General features: G+C 64.4%; 22 protein-coding genes, 1 tRNA gene and 2 pseudogenes. 12 read left to right on the forward strand and 13 right to left on the reverse strand.

Annotated features, from left to right (window positions below; translation table 11 throughout):
• Positions 1-136: 136 nt before the first annotated feature.
• From VEIS_RS06925 to VEIS_RS06935, 3 genes are all read right to left on the reverse strand, one after another.
• Positions 137-676: a hypothetical protein gene (locus VEIS_RS06925; protein WP_011809193.1), complete on the reverse strand. Its 540-nt coding sequence runs from the start codon at positions 674-676 to the stop codon at positions 137-139.
• An 18-nt stretch (positions 677-694) separates the two neighbouring features.
• The gene (locus tag VEIS_RS06930) at positions 695-1,666 is read right to left on the reverse strand and encodes an IS481-like element ISVei2 family transposase (RefSeq protein WP_011809194.1); all 972 of its coding nucleotides are present in this window, start codon (positions 1,664-1,666) and stop codon (positions 695-697) included.
• A gap of 676 nt (positions 1,667-2,342) precedes the next feature.
• Positions 2,343-2,427: transfer RNA gene (locus VEIS_RS06935), tRNA-Leu, on the reverse strand.
• A 19-nt stretch (positions 2,428-2,446) separates the two neighbouring features.
• Here VEIS_RS06935 and rnr point away from each other — a divergent pair.
• Positions 2,447-4,720 carry a ribonuclease R gene (gene rnr / locus VEIS_RS06940; RefSeq protein ID WP_041949869.1) on the forward strand — a complete coding sequence of 758 codons (2,274 nt, stop codon included), beginning with the start codon at positions 2,447-2,449 and terminating at the stop codon, positions 4,718-4,720.
• A gap of 111 nt (positions 4,721-4,831) precedes the next feature.
• Here the strand turns inward: rnr and VEIS_RS06945 are convergent, their stop codons facing one another.
• The 7 genes and pseudogenes from VEIS_RS06945 to VEIS_RS06975 all read right to left on the reverse strand — a co-directional run.
• Positions 4,832-6,376 (reverse strand): bifunctional ADP-dependent NAD(P)H-hydrate dehydratase/NAD(P)H-hydrate epimerase, encoded by a 1,545-nt coding sequence (locus VEIS_RS06945; protein WP_011809196.1) that lies wholly within the window; start codon positions 6,374-6,376, stop codon positions 4,832-4,834.
• Positions 6,377-6,815: 439 nt separating this feature from the next.
• Entirely contained in the window at positions 6,816-7,769 is a 954-nt protein-coding gene (locus tag VEIS_RS06950) for a 2-hydroxyacid dehydrogenase (RefSeq protein WP_011809197.1), read from the reverse strand.
• Positions 7,766-8,518 carry a lactonase family protein gene (locus VEIS_RS06955; RefSeq protein WP_011809198.1) on the reverse strand — a complete coding sequence of 251 codons (753 nt, stop codon included), beginning with the start codon at positions 8,516-8,518 and terminating at the stop codon, positions 7,766-7,768. The genes VEIS_RS06950 and VEIS_RS06955 overlap by 4 nt, the downstream gene beginning before the upstream one ends.
• 13 nt (positions 8,519-8,531) lie before the next feature.
• Complete coding sequence (locus VEIS_RS06960) at positions 8,532-9,518, reverse strand: tripartite tricarboxylate transporter substrate binding protein (protein WP_232287870.1); 987 nt, start codon at positions 9,516-9,518, stop codon at positions 8,532-8,534.
• Positions 9,519-9,597: 79 nt separating this feature from the next.
• Positions 9,598-10,179 carry an amino acid synthesis family protein gene (locus VEIS_RS06965; protein ID WP_011809200.1) on the reverse strand — a complete coding sequence of 194 codons (582 nt, stop codon included), beginning with the start codon at positions 10,177-10,179 and terminating at the stop codon, positions 9,598-9,600.
• A gap of 108 nt (positions 10,180-10,287) precedes the next feature.
• Positions 10,288-11,181 carry an NAD(P)-dependent oxidoreductase gene (locus VEIS_RS06970; RefSeq protein WP_011809201.1) on the reverse strand — a complete coding sequence of 298 codons (894 nt, stop codon included), beginning with the start codon at positions 11,179-11,181 and terminating at the stop codon, positions 10,288-10,290.
• 73 nt (positions 11,182-11,254) lie between these two features.
• Positions 11,255-11,593: pseudogene (locus VEIS_RS06975) on the reverse strand (RraA family protein); the annotation flags it as partial.
• Between the two features lie 68 nt (positions 11,594-11,661).
• On the opposite strand from VEIS_RS06975, the gene VEIS_RS31515 reads away from it, so the two are divergent.
• Positions 11,662-12,598, forward strand: a protein-coding gene (locus VEIS_RS31515) for an IS630 family transposase (RefSeq protein ID WP_407831813.1) whose coding sequence is annotated in 2 segments (ribosomal slippage) — positions 11,662-11,988 and positions 11,990-12,598 — 936 coding nt in all. Because the reading frame shifts where the segments join, the coding sequence is not laid out codon by codon here.
• A 13-nt stretch (positions 12,599-12,611) separates the two neighbouring features.
• Here the strand turns inward: VEIS_RS31515 and VEIS_RS06985 are convergent.
• The 3 genes and pseudogenes from VEIS_RS06985 to VEIS_RS06995 all read right to left on the reverse strand — a co-directional run.
• A pseudogene (locus VEIS_RS06985) lies at positions 12,612-12,950 on the reverse strand (RraA family protein); the annotation flags it as partial.
• A gap of 123 nt (positions 12,951-13,073) precedes the next feature.
• Positions 13,074-14,015, reverse strand: coding sequence for a LysR family transcriptional regulator (locus tag VEIS_RS06990; protein WP_011809204.1), 942 nt, complete (start codon positions 14,013-14,015; stop codon positions 13,074-13,076).
• Positions 14,012-15,385, reverse strand: coding sequence for an amidase (locus tag VEIS_RS06995; RefSeq protein ID WP_011809205.1), 1,374 nt, complete (start codon positions 15,383-15,385; stop codon positions 14,012-14,014). Before VEIS_RS06995 ends, VEIS_RS06990 begins: the two co-directional genes overlap by 4 nt.
• Before the next feature lie 326 nt (positions 15,386-15,711).
• On the opposite strand from VEIS_RS06995, the gene rpsB reads away from it, so the two are divergent.
• From rpsB to VEIS_RS07045, 10 genes are all read left to right on the forward strand, one after another.
• The gene (gene rpsB / locus VEIS_RS07000) at positions 15,712-16,464 is read left to right on the forward strand and encodes a 30S ribosomal protein S2 (protein WP_011809206.1); all 753 of its coding nucleotides are present in this window, start codon (positions 15,712-15,714) and stop codon (positions 16,462-16,464) included.
• 121 nt (positions 16,465-16,585) lie between these two features.
• Positions 16,586-17,512, forward strand: coding sequence for a translation elongation factor Ts (tsf, locus tag VEIS_RS07005; protein ID WP_011809207.1), 927 nt, complete (start codon positions 16,586-16,588; stop codon positions 17,510-17,512).
• 81 nt (positions 17,513-17,593) lie between these two features.
• Positions 17,594-18,316 carry a UMP kinase gene (gene pyrH, locus VEIS_RS07010; protein ID WP_011809208.1) on the forward strand — a complete coding sequence of 241 codons (723 nt, stop codon included), beginning with the start codon at positions 17,594-17,596 and terminating at the stop codon, positions 18,314-18,316.
• 33 nt (positions 18,317-18,349) lie between these two features.
• Positions 18,350-18,910 (forward strand): ribosome recycling factor, encoded by a 561-nt coding sequence (gene frr, locus VEIS_RS07015; protein ID WP_011809209.1) that lies wholly within the window; start codon positions 18,350-18,352, stop codon positions 18,908-18,910.
• A 12-nt stretch (positions 18,911-18,922) separates the two neighbouring features.
• Positions 18,923-19,654 (forward strand): polyprenyl diphosphate synthase, encoded by a 732-nt coding sequence (gene uppS / locus VEIS_RS07020; RefSeq protein WP_011809210.1) that lies wholly within the window; start codon positions 18,923-18,925, stop codon positions 19,652-19,654.
• A gap of 9 nt (positions 19,655-19,663) precedes the next feature.
• Positions 19,664-20,515 (forward strand): phosphatidate cytidylyltransferase, encoded by an 852-nt coding sequence (locus VEIS_RS07025; RefSeq protein WP_011809211.1) that lies wholly within the window; start codon positions 19,664-19,666, stop codon positions 20,513-20,515.
• Positions 20,512-21,696: a 1-deoxy-D-xylulose-5-phosphate reductoisomerase gene (gene ispC / locus VEIS_RS07030; protein WP_011809212.1), complete on the forward strand. Its 1,185-nt coding sequence runs from the start codon at positions 20,512-20,514 to the stop codon at positions 21,694-21,696. The genes VEIS_RS07025 and ispC overlap by 4 nt, the downstream gene beginning before the upstream one ends.
• 29 nt (positions 21,697-21,725) lie before the next feature.
• Positions 21,726-23,105, forward strand: coding sequence for an RIP metalloprotease RseP (rseP, locus tag VEIS_RS07035; protein ID WP_011809213.1), 1,380 nt, complete (start codon positions 21,726-21,728; stop codon positions 23,103-23,105).
• Positions 23,106-23,162: 57 nt separating this feature from the next.
• Complete coding sequence (gene bamA, locus VEIS_RS07040) at positions 23,163-25,460, forward strand: outer membrane protein assembly factor BamA (protein ID WP_011809214.1); 2,298 nt, start codon at positions 23,163-23,165, stop codon at positions 25,458-25,460.
• Complete coding sequence (locus VEIS_RS07045; protein ID WP_011809215.1) at positions 25,460-26,014, forward strand: OmpH family outer membrane protein; 555 nt, start codon at positions 25,460-25,462, stop codon at positions 26,012-26,014. Before bamA ends, VEIS_RS07045 begins: the two co-directional genes overlap by 1 nt.
• Positions 26,015-26,045: the final 31 nt, after the last annotated feature.

A 26,045-nucleotide genomic window follows, 5' to 3' on the forward strand; every position in this document is an offset into this window, starting at 1 on the left:
CCATTATTAAAAAGGATTCAACAAATTATTTTCTATTCTCGACCCGCAGCGATTTCTGCACGAATCTTCTTGAGCGTTCTGATCGCCCAAAATGCCCACGGCTTCTTGAAGCCTCTCATTTTCTGCCATGGTCAGCTCACTTAATCAACTGGCATGTAACAGCCGATTGATACTTGATGCTGCTGTTGCCCAGGAACACCTCGGAAGCCGAGCCGACCAGCAACGTGGTCTTCTGGCTGGTCTGCTTGAAATAGGACGGCTCATCGGTATCAGCCTGTTCGTCAATTTTGGTGACGCCGAGTTTCTTCGCCAGTTGCTTGCCTGTCTGTTTTTTCAGGTAAACAACGACCTTTTTCTCCCCGTCCGCATCGCTGACCAGCGCGGCCAGGACTTGATCCCCGAACAGCGACGGCTGCGGGCCTTTGCGCAATGGTAGCAAGAAGCCATCCGGCCCTTTGACCAGACCGAGGGCTTGGAACTCCACCCCCACGGCCTTGGCCGTGAAGGTGGTGCCAGCCTTGCACTGCAACAGCGCTTCGAGCTGCTTGCCCACTTGGGCCTGGGCCGCTGACTTGCCGCCCGTGTCGGCGCCATCCAGCAGCGGGACGGGCATCTGCGCCGAGGCGCCAAAGGACGCCAGAACGCCCGCCAGGATCACCAACCGCTTGATCTTCATCTCCGCTCCCTTGCTCGCTTACCTGTCGCATCCCGGACGATCATATGGCCTCTTGTGAAACAGATGCGGGTGCTGCTGATGCCACTCTTTCATGGCCTGCATAGGCGTCTTGCTGCCCAGCGCTGATTGCGGCAGTTGGTGATTGTACAAGGCCACATAGCGCAGCAAGGTCTGCTCCATGTCCTCGCGGCTGTCGAACCTGTGGGTCTTCAGGACATCGGCTATGCGACCATTGAACCTCTCGACCATGCCGTTGGTTCTCGGCGTCCTGGGCTTGGTCAGCCGATGCTCTATGTCCAGCGCCTGGCACAACTGGTCGAACTCATGGTTGCCACTGGCCTGGCGCTCGCCGCTGGCAAACAGTCGGTCGGTGAACTCCTTGCCGTTGTCGGTCAGCAACTTGTTGATCCTGATCGGGCAAGCCTTGTGCAATGTCTTCAGGAAGGCCTGTGCACTGGCGGCCGTCTTGTTGGCCTTGAGCTGCACGAACACCCATCGCGTGGCCCGGTCGATGGCGACGAACAGGTAGCGCCGGCGGCTCTCGTCGCGCATCTGGGGCAGGTATTTCACATCCATGTGCACGTAGCCCGGCTCGTAGCTCTTGAATGCCTGGTGGGTCACCGTAGGCTCCCGGGGCTTGAGGGCATCGAGGTTGCCCACCCCGTGGCGGCGCAGGCACCGGTCCAGCCCCGAGCGTGACACATCAGGGCAGAGGAACTCCCGCGTAACGGCCAGCAGGTCATCCAGGGGCAGCAGCAAGGTGCGCCGCAGGTGGACCACCACGGTCTCTTGTGCAGGCGTGAGCACGGTCTGCAGGCGATGGGCTGTGTGACAGCGGTCCACGAAGACCTCGCGTTTCTTCCACTTGTAGACCGTCTGTTCGGTGATGCCATAGCGCTGGGCCAAGACACTGGCGGTCTGGCTACTGGCGGCTATCTCGGCACGCACGGCCGGCGTGGTGCGGGCGTTCTTGTGCAGGGCCATCGACATGGTTTGACACTCCCCGGGGTGGATTGCAAGGACTCTATCAGCTCCTGCAGGACTGCTCTGGCCATGAACAGCGGATAGCGTTTGGAGTTTATGCAATCGTCCGGGATTATGTACATAGGTTCCACCGGAGCAAGGCAAGATTTCCGATGCCCGCCAATCTGGAAACTATGCCGGCCAGAACGGGCAGGAAGGGTGCGCCCAGCACGGCGGTCTTGAGCGTGCGACCGTGAACTTCGAACGACGCTTTTCTCCGATGTCTGCGCTCTCCCCGGTGCGAGGCGCTTCGCAAGGACCGCCTCGAAGTAGCCGAAGCCGGCTAGTGTCACCTCGTCACCGCGCACGACTGCGCTCTGCACCATCTTCTGCTTGACCTTGGACATGCACACCGCCTGCTTGGCGATGTTGTTGGTGAAGGACACTCCCGGATCGGTCATGAAACGCAAAACGTCATCACCGTGATTGCGCGCAACCACTGGATCAGGTTGGCGACTGTGCTTTGTACGACCACGTCGGCCATTGGGTTGGGCGCGTGGATCGACCAACTCGCCTTGCTCCGAAATGGCCTCGAACAGGTTGCGAGCTTGCGCAGGCGGGTCTGAGCGCCACCGGGGTGGGGGATAGACCGTCCCGGGGCGGCTCTTTTATTTTGGAGACCGTTGCCGGTTGTCGTTAAACTTGGTGCCCAGGAGAGGACTCGAACCTCCACGATGTTACTCGCTAGTACCTGAAACTAGTGCGTCTACCAATTCCGCCACCTGGGCATTTCAGGAAAGACTAAGATTGTACAGCAAGAAAATGACCTCCGGCGCGCAGTCCGCGCATGTGTCGGACGAGATCGAAGGCAGCGTGCAGGGGCACCGGGACGGGCACGGGGTCGTCATCCGTGACGACGGCCAAGGCGACCTGTATATCTCGCCGAACGAGATGCGCGCAGTGCTGCACAAGGACCGCGTGCGCGCGCGCATCGTGCGCCAGGATCGGCGCGGCCGCCCGGAGGGCCGTGTGGTCGAGATCATCGAACGGCCGGCCCAGCCCATCATCGGCCGCTTGCTGCAAGAAAGCGGTGTGTGGCTGGTAGCGCCCGAGGACAAGCGCTATGGCCAGGATATCTTGATCCCCAAGGGCGCCACCGGCGTTGCCAAGCCGGGGCAGGTGGTGGTCGTCGAACTGACCGAGCCGCCGGCATTGTTCGGCCAGCCCGTGGGCCGCATCACCGAAGTGCTCGGCGAGGTCGACGACCCGGGCATGGAGATCGAGATCGCGGTGCGCAAGTACGGCGTGCCGCATGAGTTTTCTGTTGCCGGCCTGGCGCAGGCCAAGGGCTTGCCCGACAAGGTGCGCGCGCAGGACAAGAAGCACCGCGTCAACCTGTGCGATATCCCGCTGGTCACCATCGACGGTGAAGATGCGCGCGACTTTGACGATGCCGTGTATTGCGAGCCGGCCAAGGTCGGCCGCGCCAAGGGCTGGCGTTTGCTGGTGGCGATTGCCGATGTCAGCCACTATGTGGAGACCGGCAGCGCGATCGACATTGACGCTTACGACCGCGCCACCAGTGTCTACTTCCCGCGCCGCGTGATTCCGATGCTGCCCGAGAAGCTCAGCAACGGCCTGTGCTCGCTGAACCCGCAGGTCGAGCGCCTGTGCATGGTTTGCGACATGCTGGTCACGGCCCGGGGTGAGGTGCCGGCCTACCAGTTCTACCCGGCCGTGATGTACAGCCATGCGCGCTTGACGTACACCGAGGTCGCCGCCATTTTGGCCAACACGCGCGGGCCTGAAGCCGCCAAGCGCCAGGAGCGGGTCAAGGATTTGCTAAACCTGCACGATGTCTACCACGCGCTGCTGCTGGCCCGGCGCGAGCGCGGGGCGGTGGATTTCGAGACCACCGAGACGCAGATCGTCTGCGACGAGAACGGGCGCATCGAAAAGATCGTGCCGCGCATCCGCAACGATGCGCACAGGCTGATCGAAGAGGCGATGCTGGCGGCCAATGTCTGCAGCGCCGACTTCATCGTCCAGGGCGGCCAGCCGGGGCTATTTCGCGTGCACGAAGGCCCCACGCCGGAAAAGCAGGTGCTCCTGCGCAACTACCTCAAGGCCATGGCGGTGGGCCTGTCGATCAGCGATGAGCCCAAGCCTGCGGAGTTCCAGGCGATTGCCGAGGCCACCAAGGATCGGCCAGACGCCCCGCAGATCCACATGATGCTGCTGCGCTCGATGCAGCAGGCGATCTACACGCCCGTCAACAGCGGCCACTTTGGCCTGGCGTTCGATGCCTACACGCATTTCACCAGCCCGATCCGGCGCTATCCGGACCTGCTGGTGCACCGGGTCATCAAGGCCATTTTGGGCAAGACGCAGTACCAGTTGCCGGCGCTGCCGGCACCGGGCGAGGCGCAGGCCAAACTGGCCAAGCGGCTGGCCGCGCCGGGCAGCAAGCCGCGCCAGCAGGCGCTCGGCCGCGCTGGCCTGGCCTGGCAAGCTGCGGGCCTGCATTGCAGCGCCAACGAACGCCGGGCCGACGAGGCCAGCCGCGATGTCGAGGCTTGGCTCAAGTGCAAGTACATGCGCGAGCATCTGGGCGAGGAATACAGCGGCGTGGTCAGCGCGGTCACCAGCTTCGGTATCTTCGTGACGCTCGACGCGATGTATGTGGAGGGCCTGGTGCACATCACCGAACTGGGGGGCGAGTACTTCAAGTTCGACGAGGCGCGCCAGGAACTGCGCGGCGAGCGCACCGGCATCCGCTATGCGATTGGTGCGCGGGTGCGGGTGCAGGTCAGCCGCGTGGATCTGGACGGCCGCAGGATCGACTTTCGCCTGGTGCGCGAGGGCGAGGAATTGCCAGGAGGGGATGGCGCCAGTGGCGCTGCGCGCAAGACCGGCGGGCGCTCGGGAGGGCGCAAGTCGGCCCCGGGGGCTGCGCCATCGGTCAGCGGGACGGTGGCAGAAACGCCCCCGAAGGCGCCGGTCAAGAAGAAGGAAAAGGCGGTCAGGAAAAAAGCGGTCGCCGGCCAGACCGGCAAAGCGCGCAAGCCGCGCCGCAACTGATGTGCCGCCCGCCATCCACTGGTGGCTTGCTCATTTCTTGATGGCTACAGACGCAAGCAGAACAAGCGCCACAAGCATGATCGGTTGGGGTGTCCGGCGGTGCTGCCGCGCTCAGCGACCGAGCCGCCGCGCCAGTTCGCCGGCTGTGAGCGCCTGACCGGCAGGCCAGGCGTCGGCCGCCCGGCCATGGGCATACACCGCGTCGCAGGCGGCGTTCAGCGGGCTGGCACCTGCCGCCAGGCGCGCGCCCACCATGCCGGCCAGCACATCGCCGGTGCCTGCGCTGGCCAGTAGCGCATTGCCCGTGGGGTTGATCGCGGGCGTCTGGCCCGGCGCTGCAATCACGCTGCCCGAGCCTTTGAGTACGGCCACGGCAGCAAACCGTGTGGCCAGTTGCCGGGCGGCGCCCAGCCGGTCGGCCTGCACCTGGGCAGTGCTCAAGCCCAGCAGCCGGGCGGCTTCCAGCGGATGGGGGGTCAGCACGGTGGGCCGCCCCTGCTGGCCACGCGCCAGCACCAGCGCTTGCAGGGCGGCATGGCCGGCGATGTGGTTGAGGGCGTCGGCATCGAGCACCAAGCGGGCCGCGCGCGTGATGACTTCAGGCAACCGCTGGCCGACGGACTGGCCCCCGCCGCAGCCGCAGACCACGGTCAACCGTTCCAGCGCCAGGGCCTCGAAGCGGCGCAGCATCAGCTCGGGTTGCTGCGGGTCCAGTGGCAACTGCCCGTCGTCCAGCAGGGCCACCAGCACCCGGCCCGCGCCGCTGTGCAATGCGGCAGACGCGGCCAGCAAGGCGGCGCCGGTCATGCCCAGGCCGCGCTCGGCCAAGCCTTCGCCGCCCACCACGGCCACATCGCCGTAGCTGCCCTTGTGGCTGGCGTGGGCGCGCGGCGCGGCCAGCGCCGGGCCGGACAGCCAGGCGCTCGGCGGCTCTGGCCCGGGCGCCACGCCCAGGTCGTCAAACCACAACTGGCCGACAGCGTCGCGCCCTGCGGCGGTGAACAGGCCGGGCTTGAGGCTGAGCAAGCTCAGCGTATAGCGTGCCGGGCCAGGAGGTGGGCCTGGATCAGGGGCCAGGCCGGGCGCGTACTGGCCGGTGTCTGCGTCCAGCCCGCTGGGCAGATCCACCGCCAGCACGGGCGCAAGGCTGTGCCGCAGCATGCTCAGGCAGGCGCGCAAGCGCGGGTCGATTGTTCGCGCCGGGGCGTTCATCGCGTGCGCCGGGTCCATCGCGCGCGATGACGATGCAGAAACTCCAAGGCCCAGCAGCGCGTCGATGCACAGGTCGCAACTGCTGAGCTGATCCGGGGCGTGGTCGGCCCATTGCACCCCGGCGGCCTGTGCGCGCAGCCAGGAGGCCCGGGCATCGGCGGGCGCCTTGTCCGGCTGGCCCAGCCAGGTGACCACCGCTTGGCGGCCATTGCGCTGCAGGTGCATCGCAGCCTCCAGGCCATCGCCGCCGTTGTTGCCGGGGCCACAGGCCAGCCACACCGTGCGTGCATATGGCGCCAGCGCCTGGGCCAACTGCGCCACGGCCAAGCCGGCGCGTTGCATCAACTGGTGCGCGGGCAGGGTGGCTGCGGCTGCACGCTCGATGCGGCCTGTGGCTGCGCTGTCGAATAGCGGGTGGGGCTGGTGCGGGGTGATGCGGTGCATTGGAGGTCTCCACGACGCATGAAATGATCACGCTTCCCCAACCAGGGACGCCCCGTTGAGGGCAGGGAGCCGCAGATACCTCCGGGGGGGGAATGTTGCATATCCCCGGATGCCAGCGGCCTCACCCCAGGACGGCTACGCCGTCCGCGCTATCCTTGCCTGCCCTGAACGGCGAGGCTTGTTGCGCACTGGGTCATCTTGTAACGGGCTTTTGCGATCATGTGACGGCGGTTTTCACTGTGTTTGCACAGGCTTTTCTGCAGGTAAAAGCGAGCAAATCATGCCAGATCCCTGCCCTCGGGCTCGAAAACGATTTATTCAACAACGCTGCAACTACCTGCGCAGTGAAACGACGAAGTGGCCGTCGTTCATCAAGGAAGCGAACATCAAGGCCGACTGATCCCGGGAGCGCCCCAGCGCGCGGGCAGTCACATGCGAGTCAGTTGACTCGCGTAACGAGAGGCCGACCAGCGAAATGTGCCTCGGCGTTTTCTAGAAACCGCAGCACTGACGCATGGATCGCTTGCGGCGAGATGCCGCCGACGTGGGGCGTGAGCACCGCGTTGTCGAACGCCAGCAACTGCGCAGGCGGTGCGGGTTCGTTCTCGTAAACGTCGAGTGCGGCCGCCCAGATGCGTTTCTCGCGCAACGCGTCGGCGACGGCGTTCGTGTCGACCAGCGTGCCCCGCGCGATGTTCACGAGCACGCCCTGCGGACCCAGCGCGTCGAGCACTTCACGGTCGACGATGTGGAACGTGGCCTTACCGCCCGGCGCGGCAATGACGAGAAAGTCGCACCAAGCCGCCAAACTCAGGATGCCGTCAAACCACTGAAAGCCGGTCTCGTCGCGGCGGGTGCGGCTGTGGTAGCCAATTTCCATGTCGAAACCACTGGCCCGCTTGGCGATCTTCCTGCCGATGGCACCGAGGCCAAAGATGCCCATCCGCCGTCCACTGACATGCGGCGGACGCGGAATGTCGTCACGCCACAGGCCGTTGCGCACTCCGTCGTTGAGAAACGGCAGGCGGCGGATGGCGGCCAGCAGGATGGCCATCGCATGGTCGGCCACGGCGGCGTCGTTGGTGCCGGCCGCATTGCAGACCGGAATGCCGCGAGTGCTGGCCGCGTCGAGCGCAATGTTCTCGAAACCGACCCCTACGGTGCTGATCAATTCCAGCTTCGGCAAGGCAGCGATCTCCGATGCCAGCAAGCCATTCGTGCCGTTGGTCAGCACCACGCGAATGTCTGGGCCTCGCGCAGCGATCTGGGCCTCGCCGTTGGTTCGGTCAGCGCCCAGCTTTTCATTGGGCGAGTAGATCACCTCGAAGCGCTCGGAGACTAGGGCACGGTGTTCTTCGGAAAGAAAGACGAGGACAAGGAGCAAGGGCTTCATGAAATGCGAAGAGATCCAAAAGACGTGATTGGTTTCAGCGCCAGAGCCGCAGGGCCGAAGGCGCGCCGTTGAACTGTAGGCGCTCGCCGATGTCGACAAACCTGGTTGCCATCGGTGCGGTAGAGCCGGATCTGACGATTGAGCGCGTCCTGCACCAACACCTGACGCCCATCCGGCGTGCAAGCGGCATGGGCCGGGCCGGCTTTTTCGCCCAGCATCAGTTTGGCCACCGTCTCGACGCGCTCGCCATCAATGGCCAGCAGTGAAACGGAGCCCTCGCCCCGATTGGCAACCAGCGCCAAGGTGCCCGTGCGGTTGATGGAGATGCCTGCAACGCCCGTGTGCAGCGCGGCCACCGCGCGCGGTGGCACCATGCCCGAAGGATCGAGCGCAGCGACCGACACGAGGTCGAAGGCGATTACCCTGGTTGGATCGGCCGGAGCACGCCGAGTGGCTGTACTCACAAGCGCCAGCCGGCCGGCCGGAACCAGCGCGATGGAACTCGGCGGGCCCATCAACCAGACCGGCATGACGATCGCGTTCACGATACGGAGCTTGCCACCTGACTCTTCGACAACCGCGAGCTTGTCCTTGGCGGCATCGACCACGCCGTCGAGCAGTGCGGCGCGGCCGTCCTGCGTCGACAGGAAGTACGAAGGCGCGGACACGGCCGGCTCAGCGGCCGCGCAGCCCGCAAGGGTCAGCGCGGCGACGAGCGCCAGACGATGAAAGGGCGTGAACATGTGCATTGCGAGCCTCCGATCAGTCAACGCGCGCACCGGACAGCTTGACAAGCTTGCCCCACTTATCGATCTCCACCGTCAGGTTCTTCTTGAATTCAGCCGGTGTATTGCCCACCGGCGTGGATCCCTGGTCTGCGAATATCTTGCACACAGATGGATCCTGCAGGATATTGCTGATAGTTGCACCCAGGCGGCGCACGACAGCTGGTGGTGTGCCGGCGGGTGCGAACACACCGTTCCAAAGCACAACGTCGAACCCGGGCAGTTCCTCTGCGATGGCAGGCACGTCGGGAAGGCGCGGCGAGCGGGCCTTGGTGGTCACGCCGAGTGCACGCAACTTACCGCTGTCGATGTAGGGCAGCACTTCCACCAAGGGCGAAAAAACGGCCTGGATCTGACCGCTCAGCAGGTCGACATTCGCCGGCGCGCCGCCCTTGTAGGGCACATGAACCATTTCGCCATGGGCCATGCTGTTGAACAAGGCGCCCGACAGATGCTGCGAGGTGCCATTGCCGGCAGAGCCGAAGTTGACAACGCCCTTTTTCTGGCGAGCGTATTCAACAAACTCCCGCAGATTCTTGACCGGCACGTTGTTGTTGACCACCAGCACGTTCGGGATCAGCGCCACTTGCGAGACGGGGATCAGATCCTTCTGCAGGTCGAAGCCCATGTTCTTGTAGAGCGTCACGTTGGTGGCGATGGTGCTGGTCGACATCAGCAGTGTGTAGCCATCCGGCGGCGCCTTGGCGACATAGGCGCCACCGATGTTGCCGCCAGCGCCGGGACGGTTATCGACGACCACGGTCTGGCCGAGTTCGCCCGCGAACTTCTCGGCGACCAAACGAGCCGTGATGTCGGTGCTGCCCCCCGCCGCAAGAGGCACCACGAGGGTGATGGTTCGCTCGGGCCAATCGGCGCGGGCTACGAAGCCGGCCAGCACGAGTGCGAAGGCCAGCAACGCCTTGGGGAAGTGTGTGTTTGTCATGGCCTTGTCTCTAATTTTCAAGTTGGGGGAAGCACGCCCGCCCGGCGTGCCGTCTTCTTGCGCGGAGGGTCGCTCCGCGTGGTGCAACGGGCGCGCCGTTTTAGCGCTGGCCGTCCTTGACGGTGACGTTCTCCGCGCGCAGTCCCCCCAGGCGCTCGTGCACGCGGCTGCCGGTCGACATCACCAAGGCGTACAGCAATTCGTCCGGGCGCGGGCTGTCGATGGCGCCGACATCCATGGTGCTGAAATGACTGCGTACATAGCAGGCTTCGATGTGGTGCAGCGGGATCTGAAGGCGGGTGCCGGCCGAGGCCACGACCTTGGCGGCCGGCACGATCGATTTGGCGAGTGGGAGGTTGGCGCGCATCGGCCAGCCTCCAGATTCATGCCAGATCGCGCCGTGTTCGAGTTCACCATTCAGGCCAACGATGGCCCCCTTGCCGTAGGCCTGAATCTTGTCCGCACCACCGAGGGCCGCCAGCAGTTCAGGAACCAGTATCTCGGCCATCGCCGTAGCGTCTTTCACCAGACCTGAGAGGTCCTCGACGTAGCGGCCTGCGTAGGGGTTGTGGATCACCACAGCAATGCAGCCCATCTTGATCGGCTCGGCGCGCGCCGGACCACTTTCGTGATAGATGGATTCGACGTTGAGCAGTTTTTTTCGGATCTTGATGAGGGACATCATGGACTCCTGATGAAAATGGATGAGGGAAGAAAACAAGACAGAGGAAAGCTCGTGATGCGCCTGCATTGCGTCATAGAGGCTGCATGCCGACGTCTTTGAAGCCGCTCAAGCCTTGTTACCCGCCTCGCCGAACTGGACTCCAGCCCATCCTTCGAAGTGCCGGATTGGGTACACGTTGTCCTGCTGGGCATCGCCCTGGGTGATGGCGAATGCGAGGAACTGGCGGGCGGCCGGGCTCACCAACATCGGTGCGCCGATCTTCTCGGCCTCGTCGATGCACATCTTGATGTCCTTGTGAAGCAATTCGGTGGTGAAGCGAATCGGAAAGCTGCGATCCAACGCGCACTGTGGAATGCGCTCGAGCGTGGCAAAAGAGCGGCCGCTGGACACGTTGATGACATCGAGCATGGTCTTGGAATCCAGTCCGGCCTTGACGCCGTAGACCAACGCTTCGCAGCTCGCCACCATGCTGGTGGCATAGAGCGTGTTGTTGATGATCTTCATCGTCTGGCCGAGGCTGGGATCGGCACCCAGATAGAAGATGCTCTTGCCGATGACACGCAGCAGAGCTTCGACTTCCCTGTACGCTGCCTCGGATCCTGCAGGCATCACGGCCAGCGTGCCTTTTTCAGCGGCGACAGTGCCGCCGCTCACCGGCGCACCGATGAGCGCGATGTCACGAGCCTTGAGCAGTGCCTCGACCTCCTTCGTGACCGAAGGACCGGTCGTCGACAGATCAACCACGATGCGCACTGCACAGCCTTGTGCCACTTCGGAAGCCACGTCAGCTACGATCCGAGGCATCGGCAGACACAACAGCACGATCTCCGTCTGCGAGGCCAGTTCCTTCGCATTGCCGACACCTGTAGCGCCCTTGGCGACCAAGCGCTGCTGCATGGTGTCATTGCGGTCATGAACCAGCAGTTCGTGGCCTGCAGCCAGCAGGCGCGTGCCGAGATGCACGCCGATGTTGCCCAGTCCGACGAGTCCGATTTTCATGTCCAATGTCTTCCGAGGTGATGCTCTGATGGCCGCCATGCCGAGCGAATTTGCCGGGGTTGACTCAGCCGCTTCATGGTTCGGCAACGAAGCCCAGGCGTTTGAGTGCGGCATCAACCCAGGACGTATCGAGCGTGCCGGAGGCGATGTGGGCGATGACGCGCTTTTCCTGCTCGTTTTTTTCTCGCGCGGCAGCGCAGATCGCCTCGGCCTCGTCGATCGGTACGCAGAGCACACCGTCGGCGTCGCCCACGATCAGGTCGCCGGGCTGAATGACCATGCCGTCGATGGCGATGGCCACATTGATCTGGCCCGGCCCGTCCTTGTAAGGACCACGGTGCGTGACGCCAGCCGCATACACCGGAAAGGGTGACGCGCGGAGCATGCCGGCGTCGCGAATCGCGCCGTTTAGAGCATATTTGACTTAAAACCAAACAATTCATGATATGATGCGGCGTCTTTTTTCTGAAGGAGTATGCAATGCAAGCGTATTCGCAGGATTTGCGAGATAGGGTGCTGAAGGCGATAGAACAAGGAGATCGTCCTACCGATATTGCCAAGCGTTTTGAAGTCAGTCGAGTATGGGTGTACCAAGTCAAGACGCGTCTTGAAGAAGGTATTCGACATAGTTTCCAGATTGGCGGGCATCGGAAATCTTGCCTTGCTCCAGTGGAGCCTATGTTGCGGGAATGGATTAAAGACAGAGCGGATTTGACACTGCGCGAGATGTGCGAACGGCTGGCCGAGCATGGGATAACGATCAAAGCCCCAGCCCTATGGCACCAACTGAATAAATGGGGTTTGAGCTTTAAAAAAAACTCTGCACGCCAGCGAGCAAGAGCGTAAGGATGTGCAAGCGGATCGGGTTGCATGGAAGGAAAGCCAGCCAGCACTTGACGCAACAAAGCTTGTGTTCCTTGATGAGACGGGCACATCCACCAACATGACCCGCACACGAGGCCGTTCGCCGAAGGGACAGCGTTGCATAGCCAGTGTTCCACATGGTCACCGGAAAATCACCACCTTCATTGCCGGCTTGCGGGTAAACGCCGTGACCGCCCCAATGGTCTTGGATGGCCCTATGGATGGCGAAGCATTCCTGGCCTATATACAGCAATTTCTGTGTCCTACGCTGCACCCTGGTGATATCGTGATCGCTGATAATTTGTCCAGCCATAAAGTCTCTGGTGTGCGTGAGGCCATTGAGGGGGTTGGTGCAACATTGCGTTATCTTCCGCCTTACTCACCAGATTTGAACCCTATCGAAAAATTCTTTTCCAAACTGAAAGCCCTGCTCAGGCAAGCTGAACAGCGTACTGTCGATGGACTTTGGAATACCATCGGGCACCTGCTTGATTGTTTTACACCACAGGAATTGTCCAACTACTTTTCATCTTCTGGATATGTTTCTACTTAAATCAAAAATGCTCTATGACGATGCCGGCAATGCCGCGACTGGCGGCGTAGCCGGTCATAAGCTCACCCATGATGGCGTTGGTGAGATCGCCCCCGGCATCGACCACGATCACGTCGCCCGGCTGTGCCAAGTCAAGCGCTTTGTGCGCCATCAGATTGTCGCCAGGGCGGGTCTTGACCGTGAAGGCGGGGCCTGCGAGCGCATCGCCAGCGTGCATGGGACGCAGGCGCGGGCCGGCGGCCGTGATGCGCATCATGCAGTCACTGATGTTCGCCACAGGGATGCCCCGCAAGCGCGCCACCAGATCGGCGGAAACCTGCCGACGCCTCTTGAATATCTGGATCTGACTCATGGTGCCTGCCGTGTCTTGTTGTGAATACCCGAATCCACATTGTGCGGAGGCGGGGGAACGCAATGTAAGACAGCAGGCTGTAAAAGCACCTATGCTGTATGTGCTGCGGGATATAGCCTGAGGTTAATTTCCGGGTTTACCTGCACTCGGGCGCGTGGCGGTCTGGAGACCGTTTTGCCGGTCGGCAACCGACTCCAGCAGCAGCTCGATGAACTTGTCCGCATGCGTCTTGCGCGTGTCAAACACCGAACGCACGATGCTTGGCACCAGCCGGATCTCGTCGGCGAGGGGCAGCACCTGCAGGTCCGTCCAGGCGATGCCCTCAACCGTGAACTGGTCGACCATGGCGATCCCCGCTCCCGAGCGCACCAGTGAGCACGCCACATCGGTCTGGTGGATATCGATGCGCGACTCGAGCGTCACGCCGGCTTTTCGAAAGGCAGCCGACACCAACTGGCCGAACGGGATCGTCGGATGGTGGACGATCAACGTGTAACGCGCCAGATCGGCGATCGACACCGTCGCCAATTGCGCCAGCTCGTGACCGAACGGAACCACGCACACCATTCGGCCTTCCGCGAAGGGCTGCATCGTCAGGTTGGGGTGCGCCAACGGCAGCACCGAGATGGCCAAGTCAACTTGGTTGCTCAGCACTTCCTGCGCCATGCTATTGAGCAGCGTGGTGTGGTAGTTCACGCGGATATTGGGGTATCGCCACACGAAGCGCGTGATGGCTTGCGGAATCAGGCCGCGACTCAGGCACGGGCTCGACGCGATGTTGAGCGTGCCAGGCGGGCCTTGCGCCAGACCGCGGGCAAAATCATCGACCCGCAGTGCCTGCTGATAGAGCTCGTCGACCTCCCGGAACAGCGCATCGCCCTCGGGCGTGGGCACGAGCTTGCCCTTGATACGGTTGAACAGCGCCAGTCCGAGCGTGTGCTCCGTATGGGACACAATGCGGCTGACAGCCGGCTGCGAAATGAACAGAAGCTTGGCCGCACCGTTGATGGAGCCAGTGAGCATGACGGCGCGGAACACCTCCATCTGGCGTAGTCTGAATCTCATGTATTGTTGCGCGCCTCTTTTTGCAGCGCTTGCTCGATTTGCAGGGCCGCATTGAGCACTTGGTCATCTTTGAGCGCGCCATGCCAGACCATCAGGCCGACCGGCAGTTCGCCGGGCTGATGGCAGGGCAGGGACAAGGCACAGCCGTCGAGCAGGTTGATGATGCTGGTGTTGCGCAGCAGCAGGCTGTTGACGCGCAAGAACTCGGCATCGCGCGCGGCGTCTTGCGCTGCATCGAGGCCATCGGCGGGGGCCACATCGGCGATGGCGGGCGCGACGATGGGCACGGTGGGCGACAGCAGCGCGTCGTAGTCGCGCAGTTCGGCGTGCATGCGCTCGATCCAGTGCTGGCGTGCCTGCAGCAGTTCGATGTATTCCCAGGCCATCATGCTGGCGCCTTTTTCGATGCGGGCGCGCACTCGGGGGTCGTAGCGGGCGCCTGTGCGCTGCAACAGCGCGCGGTGCCAGGCATAGCCCTCGGGGGCGGGAAAGCCGTAGGCCGGCGCTGCCTGCATGGCCGGCGGCGCGATGTGCGCGATCCGGGCGCCGGCCTGGCGCAGCGTGGCGATGCTGCGCTCGAATGCGCGGGCCACGGTGGCGTCCATGTCGTCGAGGAACCAGGTGGACACCAGCGCCAGCCGGTATTCGGACAGTGGCGCCTGGCTGCGCGCGACGTGGCGCGCGGCCAGCACCTCGTGCGCCACGATGGCGTCGCGCACGCTGCGGGTCAGCGCGCAGGCCGTGTCCAGGCTGTGGGACAGCGGAATGGCGCCGGTGGTGGGCACCAGCCGGGCCGTGTTCTTGAAGCCCACGATGCCGTTGAGCGCGGCCGGAATCCGTATCGATCCGCCGGTGTCCGAGCCCAACCCGATGAACGCGGCCCCGGTGGCCACCGAGACCCCGGCGCCGCTGGAGGAGCCGCCCGGCACACGGGGCGCGCCCGGCAGCGCGCCAGAGCGGGCGTCCCAGGCGGCTGGCGTGCCGAAATGCGGATTCACCCCCACGCCGGAGCAAGCGAACTCGGTCATGTTGCTGCGCCCGATGATGCTGGCGCCCGCTGCCCGCAGCCTGGCCACCGCCACGCAGTCTCGTGCGGCGGGCGGGGCATCGGCCAGCGCGGTCGATCCGGCCGACGTGGTTTGCCCGGCGATGTCGAACAGGTCTTTGACCGATACCGCCAGTCCGGCCAGCGCCAGCCGCGCCTGGCCGGGCTGCGCCGCCGCGCTGCGCGCCTGATCGAAGGTGGTGCGGACAAAGCTGTGGTGGTTGGCCGGGGCCTGCGCGGCGGCAATGCAGCGCTCGAGTTCGGCGGGCGCCGTGGTGGCGCCGCTTTGCAGGCGTTCGCGGGTGGCGGTGAGGTCGGCGAGCATGGTCTGTGGTGCTAGAATCGTCAGGTTTTGCCGAGGGCCGCAACGCGCCGCGCGCCGCCCCAGCCCCCAGGGATTTCCCCAGGGGAGGCCAGGCGCGGCAGTCAGCCAGGCCGTGCAAGTCGGTGTGAGTGGGCGGTGGGTTGGCATCGTCACGCGACGACCAAGCCAGCCATTGCCATTGCATCGGCACGCAGCGACCGAACGAGTGTACACGCGGCTGCGGCAAAACAATCGCAAACCGGCCCTGTCCAGGTGTTGCGTCCTTCGTAGCAACGGCGGCGCAATGATTGGGGCTGGATTTCAGACCCAACCTATGGAGTATTTTCATGTCCGTCAGCATGCGCGAAATGCTGGAAGCCGGTGTCCACTTCGGTCACCAAACCCGCTTCTGGAACCCCAAGATGGCCCCCTATATCTTCGGCCACCGCAACAAGATCCACATCATCAACCTGGAAAAGTCGCTGCCACTGTTCCAGCAAGCCCAGAAGTTCGTCCGGCAACTGGCGGCCAACCGTGGCACGATTTTGATGGTCGGCACCAAGCGCCAGGCCCGTGAAATCCTGGCCACCGAGGCGTTGCGCGCCGGCATGCCTTTCGTCGACCAGCGCTGGCTCGGCGGCATGCTGACCAACTTCAAGACCGTCAAGACCTCGATCAAGCGGCTCAAGGACATGAAGGCCCAGCAGGAAGCGGGGCTCGACAGCCTGAGCAAGAAAGAGCAACTGACCTTCTCGCGCGAAATCGACAAGCTCGAAAAAGACATCGGCGGCATACAGGACATGAGCGCATTGCCCAACGCGATCTTCGTCATCGACGTGGGTTTCCACAAGATCGCCGTGGCCGAAGCCAAGAAACTGGGCATTGCGCTGATCGGTGTGGTCGACACCAACCATTCGCCCGAAGGCATCGACTATGTGATCCCCGGCAACGACGACTCGGCCAAGGCCGTGGCGCTGTACGCCCGCGGCATCGCCGACGCGATCATCGAAGGCCGTGCCAACGCCATCAACGAAGTGGTCAAAGCGGTGGCTCCCGAGAGCTCGGACGAGTTCGTCGAGGTCGATGAGTCTGCGCCCTGATGGTCTGAGCGCTGCGTGCGAACCCGGGCCGAGCGCCAGGCGCGAACCAAAGCGGGGCCCCGGGTGAGCCCCCTTTTTTTAGCCGCAATACCCGATTGAACTGAACCCGGAAGGAAGACAGATGGCTGCAATTACCGCAAGCATGGTTGCCGAACTGCGCGGCAAGACCGACGCCCCGATGATGGAATGCAAGAAAGCGCTGACCGAAGCCGGCGGCGACATGGCCAAGGCCGAGGAGTTGCTGCGCATCAAGCTCGGCACCAAGGCCGGCAAGGCGGCAGCGCGCATCACCGCCGAAGGCGTGGTGGCTTGCCATATCGACGGCACCCGGGGGGCGCTGATCGAGGTCAACAGCGAAACCGATTTCGTCAGCAAGAACGACAGTTTCCTGCAACTGGCCCGGGCTGCGGCCGAACTGGTGGCCAGGCACCAGCCGGCAGACATCGCTGCGCTGGGGGCGCTGGCTTACGAGCAAGACGGCTTCGGCCCCACGCTCGAAGACGTGCGCAAGGGCCTGATCGGCAAGATCGGCGAGAACATGGTCTTGCGCCGCTTCAGGTATTTTGGCGCCGGCCACCGGCTGGTCTCGTACCTGCACGGCACCCGCATCGGGGTGGTGGTCGAGTTCGACGGCGACGCCACCGTGGCCAAGGACGTGGCCATGCACATCGCGGCGATGAAGCCCGTGGCCCTGAGCAGCGCCGGAGTGCCCGCCGAACTGATCGCCGCAGAGCGTTCGGTGGCGGCGGCCAAGGCCGCCGAAGACAAGGCCCGTGCCGAAGCCGAGGGCCGACCCGTGCAATCCGACGACATCGTGGCCAAGCGCATCGAAGGCGCGGTGCACAAGTACCTCAAGGATGTCGCGCTGTTCAACCAGGCTTTCGTGAAGAACGACAAGCAGACCGTAGAGCAGGTGCTCAAGGCTGCCGGCACCACGGTCAAGGGCTTCGCACTCTATGTCGTGGGCGAAGGCATGGAAAAGAAGGTCGACGACTTCGCTGCCGAAGTGGCGGCCCAGGTGGCCGCAGCGAAAGCTGCCGTCACCTGATCGAAAGTTGCTGCCGCCACTCGAGCGAAAGCCGCTGCCCGATCGTCATGTCCCTGCCTGCCCTGTCACCGGAGAGTCCCCATGTCCCATGCTGCACCAGCCCACAAGCGCATCCTGCTCAAGCTGTCGGGCGAGGCGCTGATGGGCTCTGACGCGTTTGGCATCAACCACGCCACCATCGTTCGCATGGTGCAGGAGATCGCCGAAGTGACGCGCCTGGGGGTGCAGGTGGCGGTGGTGATCGGCGGGGGCAATATCTTCCGGGGCGTGGCCGGTGGCGCGGTCGGCATGGATCGTGCCACGGCCGACTACATGGGCATGCTGGCCACCGTGATGAACGCGCTGGCGCTGGCCGACGCGATGAACAAGCAAGCGCTGGTGGCGCGCGTGATGTCGGCCATTGCCATCGAGCAGGTGGTCGAGCCCTATGTGCGGCCCAAGGCCCTGCAGTATCTGGAAGAAGGCAAGGTGGTCATTTTTGCGGCCGGCACCGGCAATCCGTTCTTCACCACCGATACCGCCGCCGCGCTGCGCGGCGCCGAAATCGGCGCCGAGGTGGTGCTCAAGGCCACCAAGGTGGACGGCGTTTATACTGCCGACCCCCAGAAGGATCCCACGGCCACGCGCTATGCCAAGCTCAGTTTCGACGAGGCGATGGCGCGCAATCTGGGCATCATGGATGCGACCGCGTTTGCGCTGTGCCGCGACCAGAGGCTGCCGGTGCGGGTGTTCTCCATCATCAAGCATGGCGCCTTCAAGCGCGTGGTGATGGGCGAAGACGAAGGTACGCTGGTTTACGTCTGACGATGGCTGCGGGCCGGCCCCCGAGGAGAAAACATGACGATTGCCGAGATCAGGAAACATGCGGCGACCAGGATGGACCAGTCCATCGCGGCGTTCAGGAACAACCTGCAGAAGATTCGCACGGGCCGTGCCAATCCGGCTTTGCTCGATGCGGTGCAGGTCGACTACTACGGCGCCCTTGTGCCGCTGAGCCAGGTGGCGAATGTGGCGCTGATCGACGCGCGCACCATCAGCGTGCAGCCCTGGGAAAAGGGCATGGGAGCGAAGATCGAAAAGGCCATCCGCGACAGCGACCTGGGCCTGAACCCGGCGGCCATGGGCGATCTGATCCGCGTGCCGATGCCGCCGATGAGCCAGGAGCGCCGCAAGGAGATGACCAAGCTGGCGCGCAACGAGGGCGAGAGCGCCAAGATCGCCGTGCGCAACCTGCGCCGCGATGCCAACGAGTCCATCAAGAAACTGGTCAAGGACAAGCTGGCCTCGGAAGACGAGCAAAAGCGCGCCGAGACCGAGGTGCAGAAATTCACCGACAAACATATCGCCGAGATCGATGCGCTGGTGGCGGCCAAAGAGCAGGAAATCATGGCGCTTTGAGCGGCCCGGCATATGTCTGACCCGCAGGTGGTTCCACACCACATTGCCATCGTCATGGACGGCAATGGCCGCTGGGCCACGCGCCGCTTGTTGCCGCGCCTGGCGGGGCACCAGCAGGGGGTCGAGGCGCTGCGCCGCTGCGCCCGCGCCTGCGTGCAGCGCGGGGTGGCGGTGCTGACCGTTTTTGCGTTTTCTTCCGAAAACTGGAATCGGCCGGCCGATGAGGTCTCGGGCCTGCTGGAACTGCTGGCGCTGGCGCTGGCGCGCGAGGTGCCGCAACTGCAAAAAGACGGCGTGCGCTTGTATTTTGTTGGCGCGCGCGCCGACCTGGCGCCCAAGGTGCGCGCCGACCTGGCGCAGGCCGAGGCCGCGACGGCGGCCAACGCCCGCCTGGTGCTCAATGTGTGCTTCAACTATGGCGGCCGCTGGGACATTGCCCAGGCGGCGGCGGCGCTGGCGGCCCGTGGCGAACCGATCACCGAGGCCAGCCTGCACGGCGCGCTCGGGCTGGCCCATGTGCCGGACCCGGACCTGCTGATCCGCACCGGGGGCGAAATGCGGATCAGCAATTTTTTGCTCTGGCAGGCCGCATACTCCGAACTGTTTTTCAGCGACCGGCTGTGGCCGGACTTCGACGAGTCGGCACTGGACGGGGCGATTGCCGCGTTCTGCGGCCGCGAGCGCCGTTTTGGCAAAACCTCCGCACAAATCCTGTCCGCGCATCCCGATCCGGTGCCGGTCTGAAAAGGCCCCATGCTTGCGCAGCGCGTCGTCACCGCCCTTGTCTTGCTGGCCATCGTATTGCCGGCGCTGTGGTATCCCTCGACCATACCGTTTGCGCTGTTGGTGCTGGCGTTGGTGGCTGCCGGGGCCTGGGAATGGGGGCGCCTGAGCGGCCTGGGCCAGGCCGGCTCCTGGGCGCTGGGCGCTGCCTGCAGCGTGCTGTGCGGCGCCTCTTGGGCGCTGGGCCTGGTCGAGCGCGCGTTGACGCTGCTCTGGCTGCTGGGCGGCGGGCTGTGGGTGCTGGCCGTCGTCTGGCTGCTGCGCGCCGGTGTGCCGGCCTGGGCGCGCATTCCTGCCGCTGCGCGCCGGGTGGCCGGGGTGCTGGCCTTGTGGCTGGCCTGGCTGGCGGTGGTGCAGGCGCAGCATGTCGGGAGCAATTTTTTGTTGTCCGTCTTGCTGCTGGTGTGGGTGGCTGATATCTTTGCCTATTTTGCGGGCCGGGCTTTGGGTCTGCGCTTTGCCCGGGCCCGGCTGGCGCCGGCCATCAGCCCGGGCAAGAGTTGGGAAGGCGTGTGGGGCGCTGCGCTGGGCGTGCTGCTGCTGGCCTGGGTCTGGGTGGCGGCCGATGCCCATTGGCAGGCGGCAGTGCCCAGCTTTTACACCCGTATGGCGCAACCGGGCTGGTGGTTCCTGGCGCTTGCGGCATTGTTCATGCTCGCAATGGGTGTTGCGGGCGATCTGCTGGAGTCGCTGATCAAACGCAGCGCCGGCGTGAAAGACAGCAGCGGCCTGCTGCCCGGTCACGGCGGCGTGCTCGACCGGGTCGACGCCTTGTTGCCTACGCTGCCGCTGGCGATGATGTTGACCCGTCTGACGACATGAAACAACGACTCACAGTCCTGGGCTCCACCGGTTCCATAGGCACCAGCACGCTCGATGTGGTGGCCCGGCATCCCGACCGGTTCGAGCTGTTTGCGCTCAGCGCTGCCACCCAGGTCGATCTGCTGCTGGCGCAATGTGCGCAGTTTGGCCCCCGGTTCGCCGTGATGGCCAGCCGGCCCCATGCCCGGTCGCTGGCCGAGAAGTTGAAGGCCAACGACATTCAGACGCAAGTGATCATTGCCCATGATGCCCTCGAAATAATAGCGTCCCATGCCGATGTGGATGTCGTGATGGCGGCCATCGTCGGGGCGGCGGGGCTGGCGCCCTGCCTGGCGGCCGCCCGTGCCGGCAAGCGGCTGCTGCTGGCCAACAAGGAGGCGCTGGTCGTCGGCGGCGCCTTGTTCATGCAGACCGTGCGCCAGGGCGGGGCCAGGCTGCTGCCCATCGACAGCGAGCATTCGGCGATTTTCCAATGCCTGCCCGAGGACCCGGCCACCTGGTCCGGGCGGGTCGACAGCATCCTCTTGACCGCCTCGGGCGGGCCGTTTCGCCAGCACGACCCGGCCACGCTGGCGCACATCACGCCGGCCCAGGCCTGCGCGCACCCGAACTTTGCCATGGGGCGCAAGATTTCGGTCGATTCGGCAACGATGATGAACAAGGCGCTGGAGGTGATCGAGGCGCGCTGGTTGTTCGACCTGCGTCCGGAGCAGATCAAGGTCGTGCTCCATCCGCAGCAGATCATCCATTCGATGGTGCAGTTCAAGGACGCATCGGTTCTGGCCCAACTCGGCACACCCGACATGCGGGTGCCGATCGCCTGCGGGCTGGCCTGGCCGGAGCGCATTGCCAGCGGCGCCAGAACGCTCGATTTCTCGACCCTGTCGGCGCTCGCGTTCGAGGCCGCCGATGCCGTTCGCTTTCCGGGGCTGCATCTGTCCTGGCAGGCGCTGAAGGCGGTCGAGGGAACGACCGCCGTGCTCAACGCCGCCAACGAGGTGGCGGTGGCGGCGTTCTTGTCCGGGCGACTGCGTTTCGACCATATCCATGCGGTCAATCTGGCCACGCTGGACGCGGTAGCGCCCTGCCGGCCCGATTCGCTGCAAGCCCTGCTCGACCTGGACAGCCAGGCGCGCCATGCCGCCGAGCATGCCGCCGGCAGGTATTGCCGAATGTCGTGAATGTCGTAATCCCCCACGGAGCCACCGCCATGCTGCTGACCATCGTTGCCTTTGCTGCGGCCATCGGCCTGTTGATCGCCGTGCACGAATACGGGCATTACCGGATGGCCGTGGCCTGCGGTGTCAAGGTGCTGCGCTTCGCGGTGGGTTTTGGCCCTCCCTTGCTGCGCTGGCAGCCCCGAGGCTCGCCGACCGAGTTCGTGCTCGGCGCCTTTCCGCTGGGGGGCTATGTGCGCATGCTCGACGAGCGCGAAGCGCCGGTGCCGCCCGGGGAGCGCCATCTGGCCTTCGGCCGCCAGCCGCTGCGCTCGCGGGTGGCGATCACGCTGGCCGGGCCGGTGGCCAACCTGCTGCTGGCGGCGCTGCTGTATTCCATCGTCAACTGGAACGGGGTGGAGCAGCCCCGCGCCCTGCTGGCCAGTCCGGTGGCCGGCTCGGTGGCGCAGGCGGCGGGCCTGCGCGGTGGGGAGTTGGTCGAGCGCGGCGCGTTGGGCGCGCAAGAATGGATTGCGGTGCGCTCGTTCGAGGACCTGCGTTGGCTGCTGATGCGCGGCGCGCTCGAAGGGGAGAACGTGCGCCTGGATGTGCAGTCTGCGCAGGGCAACGGGCACCGGGAACTGCTGCTGGACATGTCCGGGATCGACAGCCGGCAGGTCAATGCCCGGATGTTTCGCGAGATCGGGATTCTCGGCCCCTGGACGCGCCCGGTGCTGGGGCAAATCCTGCCGCAGGGCGCGGCCGAGCGCGCGGGCCTGCGCCGGGGCGATGTGGTGCTCAAGGTCGGCAGCACCGAGGTGGTCGACGGTCAGCAGTTGCGCGAACTGATCCGGCACTCCGTTCGGGGCGCCGGGCCATGGAGCCAGACCTGGCGCATCGAGCGCGCCGGGCAAGTGCTGACGCTGCCGGTGCAACCCGATGTGGTGCGGGAGTCGGGGGGGTCGGCCGAGTCCTCGATCGGGCGCATCGGCGCCGAGGTGGGCGCCCTGTCCGAGTTCGTCACGGTCCAGTACGGCTTGCTCGAAGGCGCCTGGGCCGGCCTCGTCAAGACCTGGGATGTCTCTGCGCTCACGCTGCGCATGATGGGGCGCATGGTGATCGGCGAGGCTTCGCTGAAGAACCTGAGCGGGCCGCTGACGATTGCCGACTACGCGGGCCGCTCGGCCGACATGGGGCTGACGCCGTACCTGATCTTCCTGGCGCTGATCAGCGTCAGCCTGGGGGTGCTGAACCTGCTGCCGCTGCCGGTCCTCGATGGTGGGCACCTGATGTATTATCTTTGGGAGGCGGTCACGGGCAAGGGGGTGTCGGATGCATGGATGGAGCGCCTGCACCGTGGCGGCGCGGTCTTTTTGCTGCTGCTGATGTCCGTCGCCCTGTTCAACGATGTCACCCGGATCTTCTTTGGTTGACCCTCGGCCCACATTTTTTGCCGCGCCGGCCCTGCCAGCGCGCTGCCTGCTTCAGCCATGACAAAACTCATTGATCGCCTGGGCCTGCGCACCGCATCGGTCGTTGCCGCCATGGTTTTTGCCTCCCATGCGGCCTGGGCCCTGGAGCCTTTCAAGGTGCAGGACATCCGCGTCGAAGGCTTGCAGCGGGTCGAGCCCGGAACCGTGTTCGCCTCGATGCCGCTGCGCGTCGGCGACGACTACGACGACGAGAAAGGGGCGGCCGCGATCCGTGCGCTGTTCGGGCTTGGTCTGTTCACGGATGTGCGGCTGCAAGCCAGTGGCAATGTGCTGGTGGTGGTGGTGCAGGAGCGCCCGACGATTGCCGACGTGAACTTTGCCGGAACCCGCGAATTCGACAAGGACACGCTGAAAAAGACCATGCGCGATATCGGCCTGGCCGACGGGCGTCCCTACGACAAGGCGCTGACCGACCGCGCCGAGCAGGAGCTCAAGCGCCAGTACATCAACCGCAGCCTGTATGGCGCCGAGGTGGTGACCACGGTGACGCCGATCGAGCGCAACCGCGTGAACCTGACATTCACGGTGGTCGAGGGCGAGCCGGCCCGCATCCGGGAACTACGCATCGTGGGCAACCAGGCGTTCAGCGAATCGGCGCTCAAAGGCCTGTTCGACCAAGACACCGGCGGCTGGCTGAGCTGGTACACCAAGTCCGACCGCTATTCGCGCGCCAAGCTCAATGCCGATCTGGAGACCCTGCGCTCGTACTACCTGCAACGCGGCTATCTGGAGTTCCGCATCGATTCCACGCAGGTCGCGATTTCGCCGGACAGGCAGGAAATCTCGATCACGGTCAATGTCACCGAGGGCGAGCGCTATGTGGTGTCGGGGGTCAAGCTCGAAGGCAACTACCTCGAACGCGACGACGAGTTCAAGTCGCTGGTGACCATCCGTCCCGGCGAGCCGTACAACGCCGACCAGGTGACCGAGACCATCCGGGCGTTTTCCGAATACTTTGCCCGCTTCGGATTCGCCTTTGCGCGGGTCCAGGCCGTGCCGGAAATCGACCGCGAGAACAATCGCGTGGTTTTCGTGCTGCAGGCCGATCCGACGCACCGCGCCTATGTGCGGCGCATCAACGTCAGCGGCAACAACCACACGCGCGATGAAGTGATACGCCGCGAATTCCGCCAGTACGAAGCCTCCTGGTACGACGGCGACAAAATCCGCCTGTCGCGCGACCGCGTCGACCGCCTGGGCTTTTTCACCAGCGTCAGCGTCGAGACGCAGGAAGTGCCGGGTGCGCCAGACCAGGTGGACCTGGTGATCAACGTGATCGAAAAGCCCACGGGCGCGCTGCAAATGGGCGTGGGCTTTTCCAGCGCCGAGAAGCTCTCGCTGTCGTTCGGCTTCAAACAGGAGAACATCTTTGGCACCGGCAACTACCTGGGCGTCGAAGTCAACACCAGCAAGTACCGGCGCACGCTGGTGTTCAGCACCACCAACCCGTACTTCACACCCGACGGGATTTCGCGCACCTTCGATCTGTACTACCGCACCGACAAGCCCTACGAAGACCAGGGCGGCAACTACCGCCTGATCACCATCGGCAGTTCGGTGCGGTTTGGCGTGCCGTTCAGCGAGACCGATACGGTGTTCTTCGGCGGCGGCCTGGAGCAGACCCGGATCAAGTCCGGCACCAACATCCCTGCCAGCTATCTGTCCTACGCCGACAAGTTCGGCGCCACGAGCCTGGCGGCTCCGCTGACGATGGGCTGGTCGCGCGACGACCGCGACAGTGCGCTGGCGCCCAATGCCGGGCGTTACCAGCGCCTGAACTCCGAGTGGTCGGTGGCCGGAGACGCGCGCTACCTGCGCGCCAACTACCAATACCAGCAATACGTGCCGCTGAACAAGCGCTTTACCGTGGCCTTCAATGGCGAGGCCGGCCTGGGCAAGGGCCTGAACGGGCGCCCGTTCCCGGTGTTCAAGAACTTCTACTCGGGCGGCCTGGGCTCGGTGCGCGGCTTCGACCAAGGCACCCTGGGGCCGCGCGATGTGACCGGCGCCTCGCTCGGCGGCCCGAAGAAAATCACGCTCAATACCGAACTGCTGGCCCCCTTCCCGGGCGCGGGCAACGACCGGACCCTGCGCCTGTTCGGCTTTGTCGATGTGGGCAATGTGTACGCGGAAAACGAAACCATCCGCTTGCGCGAAATGCGTGCCTCGGTGGGCCTGGGCCTGAGCTGGATTTCGGTGCTCGGCCCGCTGCGGCTGGGGTTTGCGCAACCGGTGCGCAAGTTCCCCGGCGATAGAATCCAGAAACTGCAATTCCAGATCGGAACGTCTTTCTAATGAAATCCCTTTCTCGCCATCTCCCCGATCTCCCCCTGGCCCTGTTGCTCGGCCTGCTGGCCGTTGCGGCACCGGCGCAGGCACAGGCGCAAGAGTTCAGAGCCGGATTCGTCAATACCGACAGAGTCTTCCGGGAAGCCAACACCGCCCGGGCCGCGCAGGCCAAGCTGGAACAGGAATTCTCCCGCCGCGAGAAGGATCTGATCGAGTTGGGCAACACGCTCAAGACCGCCACCGAGAAGTTCGAGCGCGAAGCGCCCACGCTGGCCGAAAGCCAGCGCGCTGCGCGCCAGCGCCAACTGGCCGATCAGGACCGCGATTTCCAGCGCAAGCGCCGTGAATTCCAGGAAGACCTGAGCGTGCGCAAGAACGAAGAACTCTCCCAAGTGCTCGAACGCGCCAACAAGGTCGTCAAGCAGGTGGCCGAGTCGGAAAAGTACGACGTGATCCTGCAAGAGGCGGTCTACATCAACCCCAAACACGACATCACCGACAAGGTGATCAAGGCACTCAATGCCGCAGCCAGCACCAGTGCCAAAGACGCCGCCAAGTAAATCGGGCCCGCCGCGCCGGCGCAGCACAGGT

Source organism: Verminephrobacter eiseniae EF01-2, assembly GCF_000015565.1.
Classification (GTDB): Bacteria; Pseudomonadota; Gammaproteobacteria; order Burkholderiales; family Burkholderiaceae_C; genus Acidovorax; species Acidovorax eiseniae.

Coding starts and splice junctions, on each gene's coding strand:
- VEIS_RS06925 (WP_011809193.1), bottom strand. CDS start 676: ATGAAGATCAAGCGGTTGGTGATCCTGGCGGGCGTTCTGGCGTCCTTT.
- VEIS_RS06930 (WP_011809194.1), bottom strand. CDS start 1,666: ATGTCGATGGCCCTGCACAAGAACGCCCGCACCACGCCGGCCGTGCGT.
- VEIS_RS06945 (WP_011809196.1), bottom strand. CDS start 6,376: ATGCACCGCATCACCCCGCACCAGCCCCACCCGCTATTCGACAGCGCA.
- VEIS_RS06950 (WP_011809197.1), bottom strand. CDS start 7,769: ATGAAGCCCTTGCTCCTTGTCCTCGTCTTTCTTTCCGAAGAACACCGT.
- VEIS_RS06955 (WP_011809198.1), bottom strand. CDS start 8,518: ATGCACATGTTCACGCCCTTTCATCGTCTGGCGCTCGTCGCCGCGCTG.
- VEIS_RS06965 (WP_011809200.1), bottom strand. CDS start 10,179: ATGTCCCTCATCAAGATCCGAAAAAAACTGCTCAACGTCGAATCCATC.
- VEIS_RS06970 (WP_011809201.1), bottom strand. CDS start 11,181: ATGAAAATCGGACTCGTCGGACTGGGCAACATCGGCGTGCATCTCGGC.
- VEIS_RS06990 (WP_011809204.1), bottom strand. CDS start 14,015: ATGAGATTCAGACTACGCCAGATGGAGGTGTTCCGCGCCGTCATGCTC.
- VEIS_RS06995 (WP_011809205.1), bottom strand. CDS start 15,385: ATGCTCGCCGACCTCACCGCCACCCGCGAACGCCTGCAAAGCGGCGCC.
- rpsB (WP_011809206.1), top strand. CDS start 15,712: ATGTCCGTCAGCATGCGCGAAATGCTGGAAGCCGGTGTCCACTTCGGT.
- tsf (WP_011809207.1), top strand. CDS start 16,586: ATGGCTGCAATTACCGCAAGCATGGTTGCCGAACTGCGCGGCAAGACC.
- pyrH (WP_011809208.1), top strand. CDS start 17,594: ATGTCCCATGCTGCACCAGCCCACAAGCGCATCCTGCTCAAGCTGTCG.
- frr (WP_011809209.1), top strand. CDS start 18,350: ATGACGATTGCCGAGATCAGGAAACATGCGGCGACCAGGATGGACCAG.
- uppS (WP_011809210.1), top strand. CDS start 18,923: ATGTCTGACCCGCAGGTGGTTCCACACCACATTGCCATCGTCATGGAC.
- VEIS_RS07025 (WP_011809211.1), top strand. CDS start 19,664: ATGCTTGCGCAGCGCGTCGTCACCGCCCTTGTCTTGCTGGCCATCGTA.
- ispC (WP_011809212.1), top strand. CDS start 20,512: ATGAAACAACGACTCACAGTCCTGGGCTCCACCGGTTCCATAGGCACC.
- rseP (WP_011809213.1), top strand. CDS start 21,726: ATGCTGCTGACCATCGTTGCCTTTGCTGCGGCCATCGGCCTGTTGATC.
- bamA (WP_011809214.1), top strand. CDS start 23,163: ATGACAAAACTCATTGATCGCCTGGGCCTGCGCACCGCATCGGTCGTT.
- VEIS_RS07045 (WP_011809215.1), top strand. CDS start 25,460: ATGAAATCCCTTTCTCGCCATCTCCCCGATCTCCCCCTGGCCCTGTTG.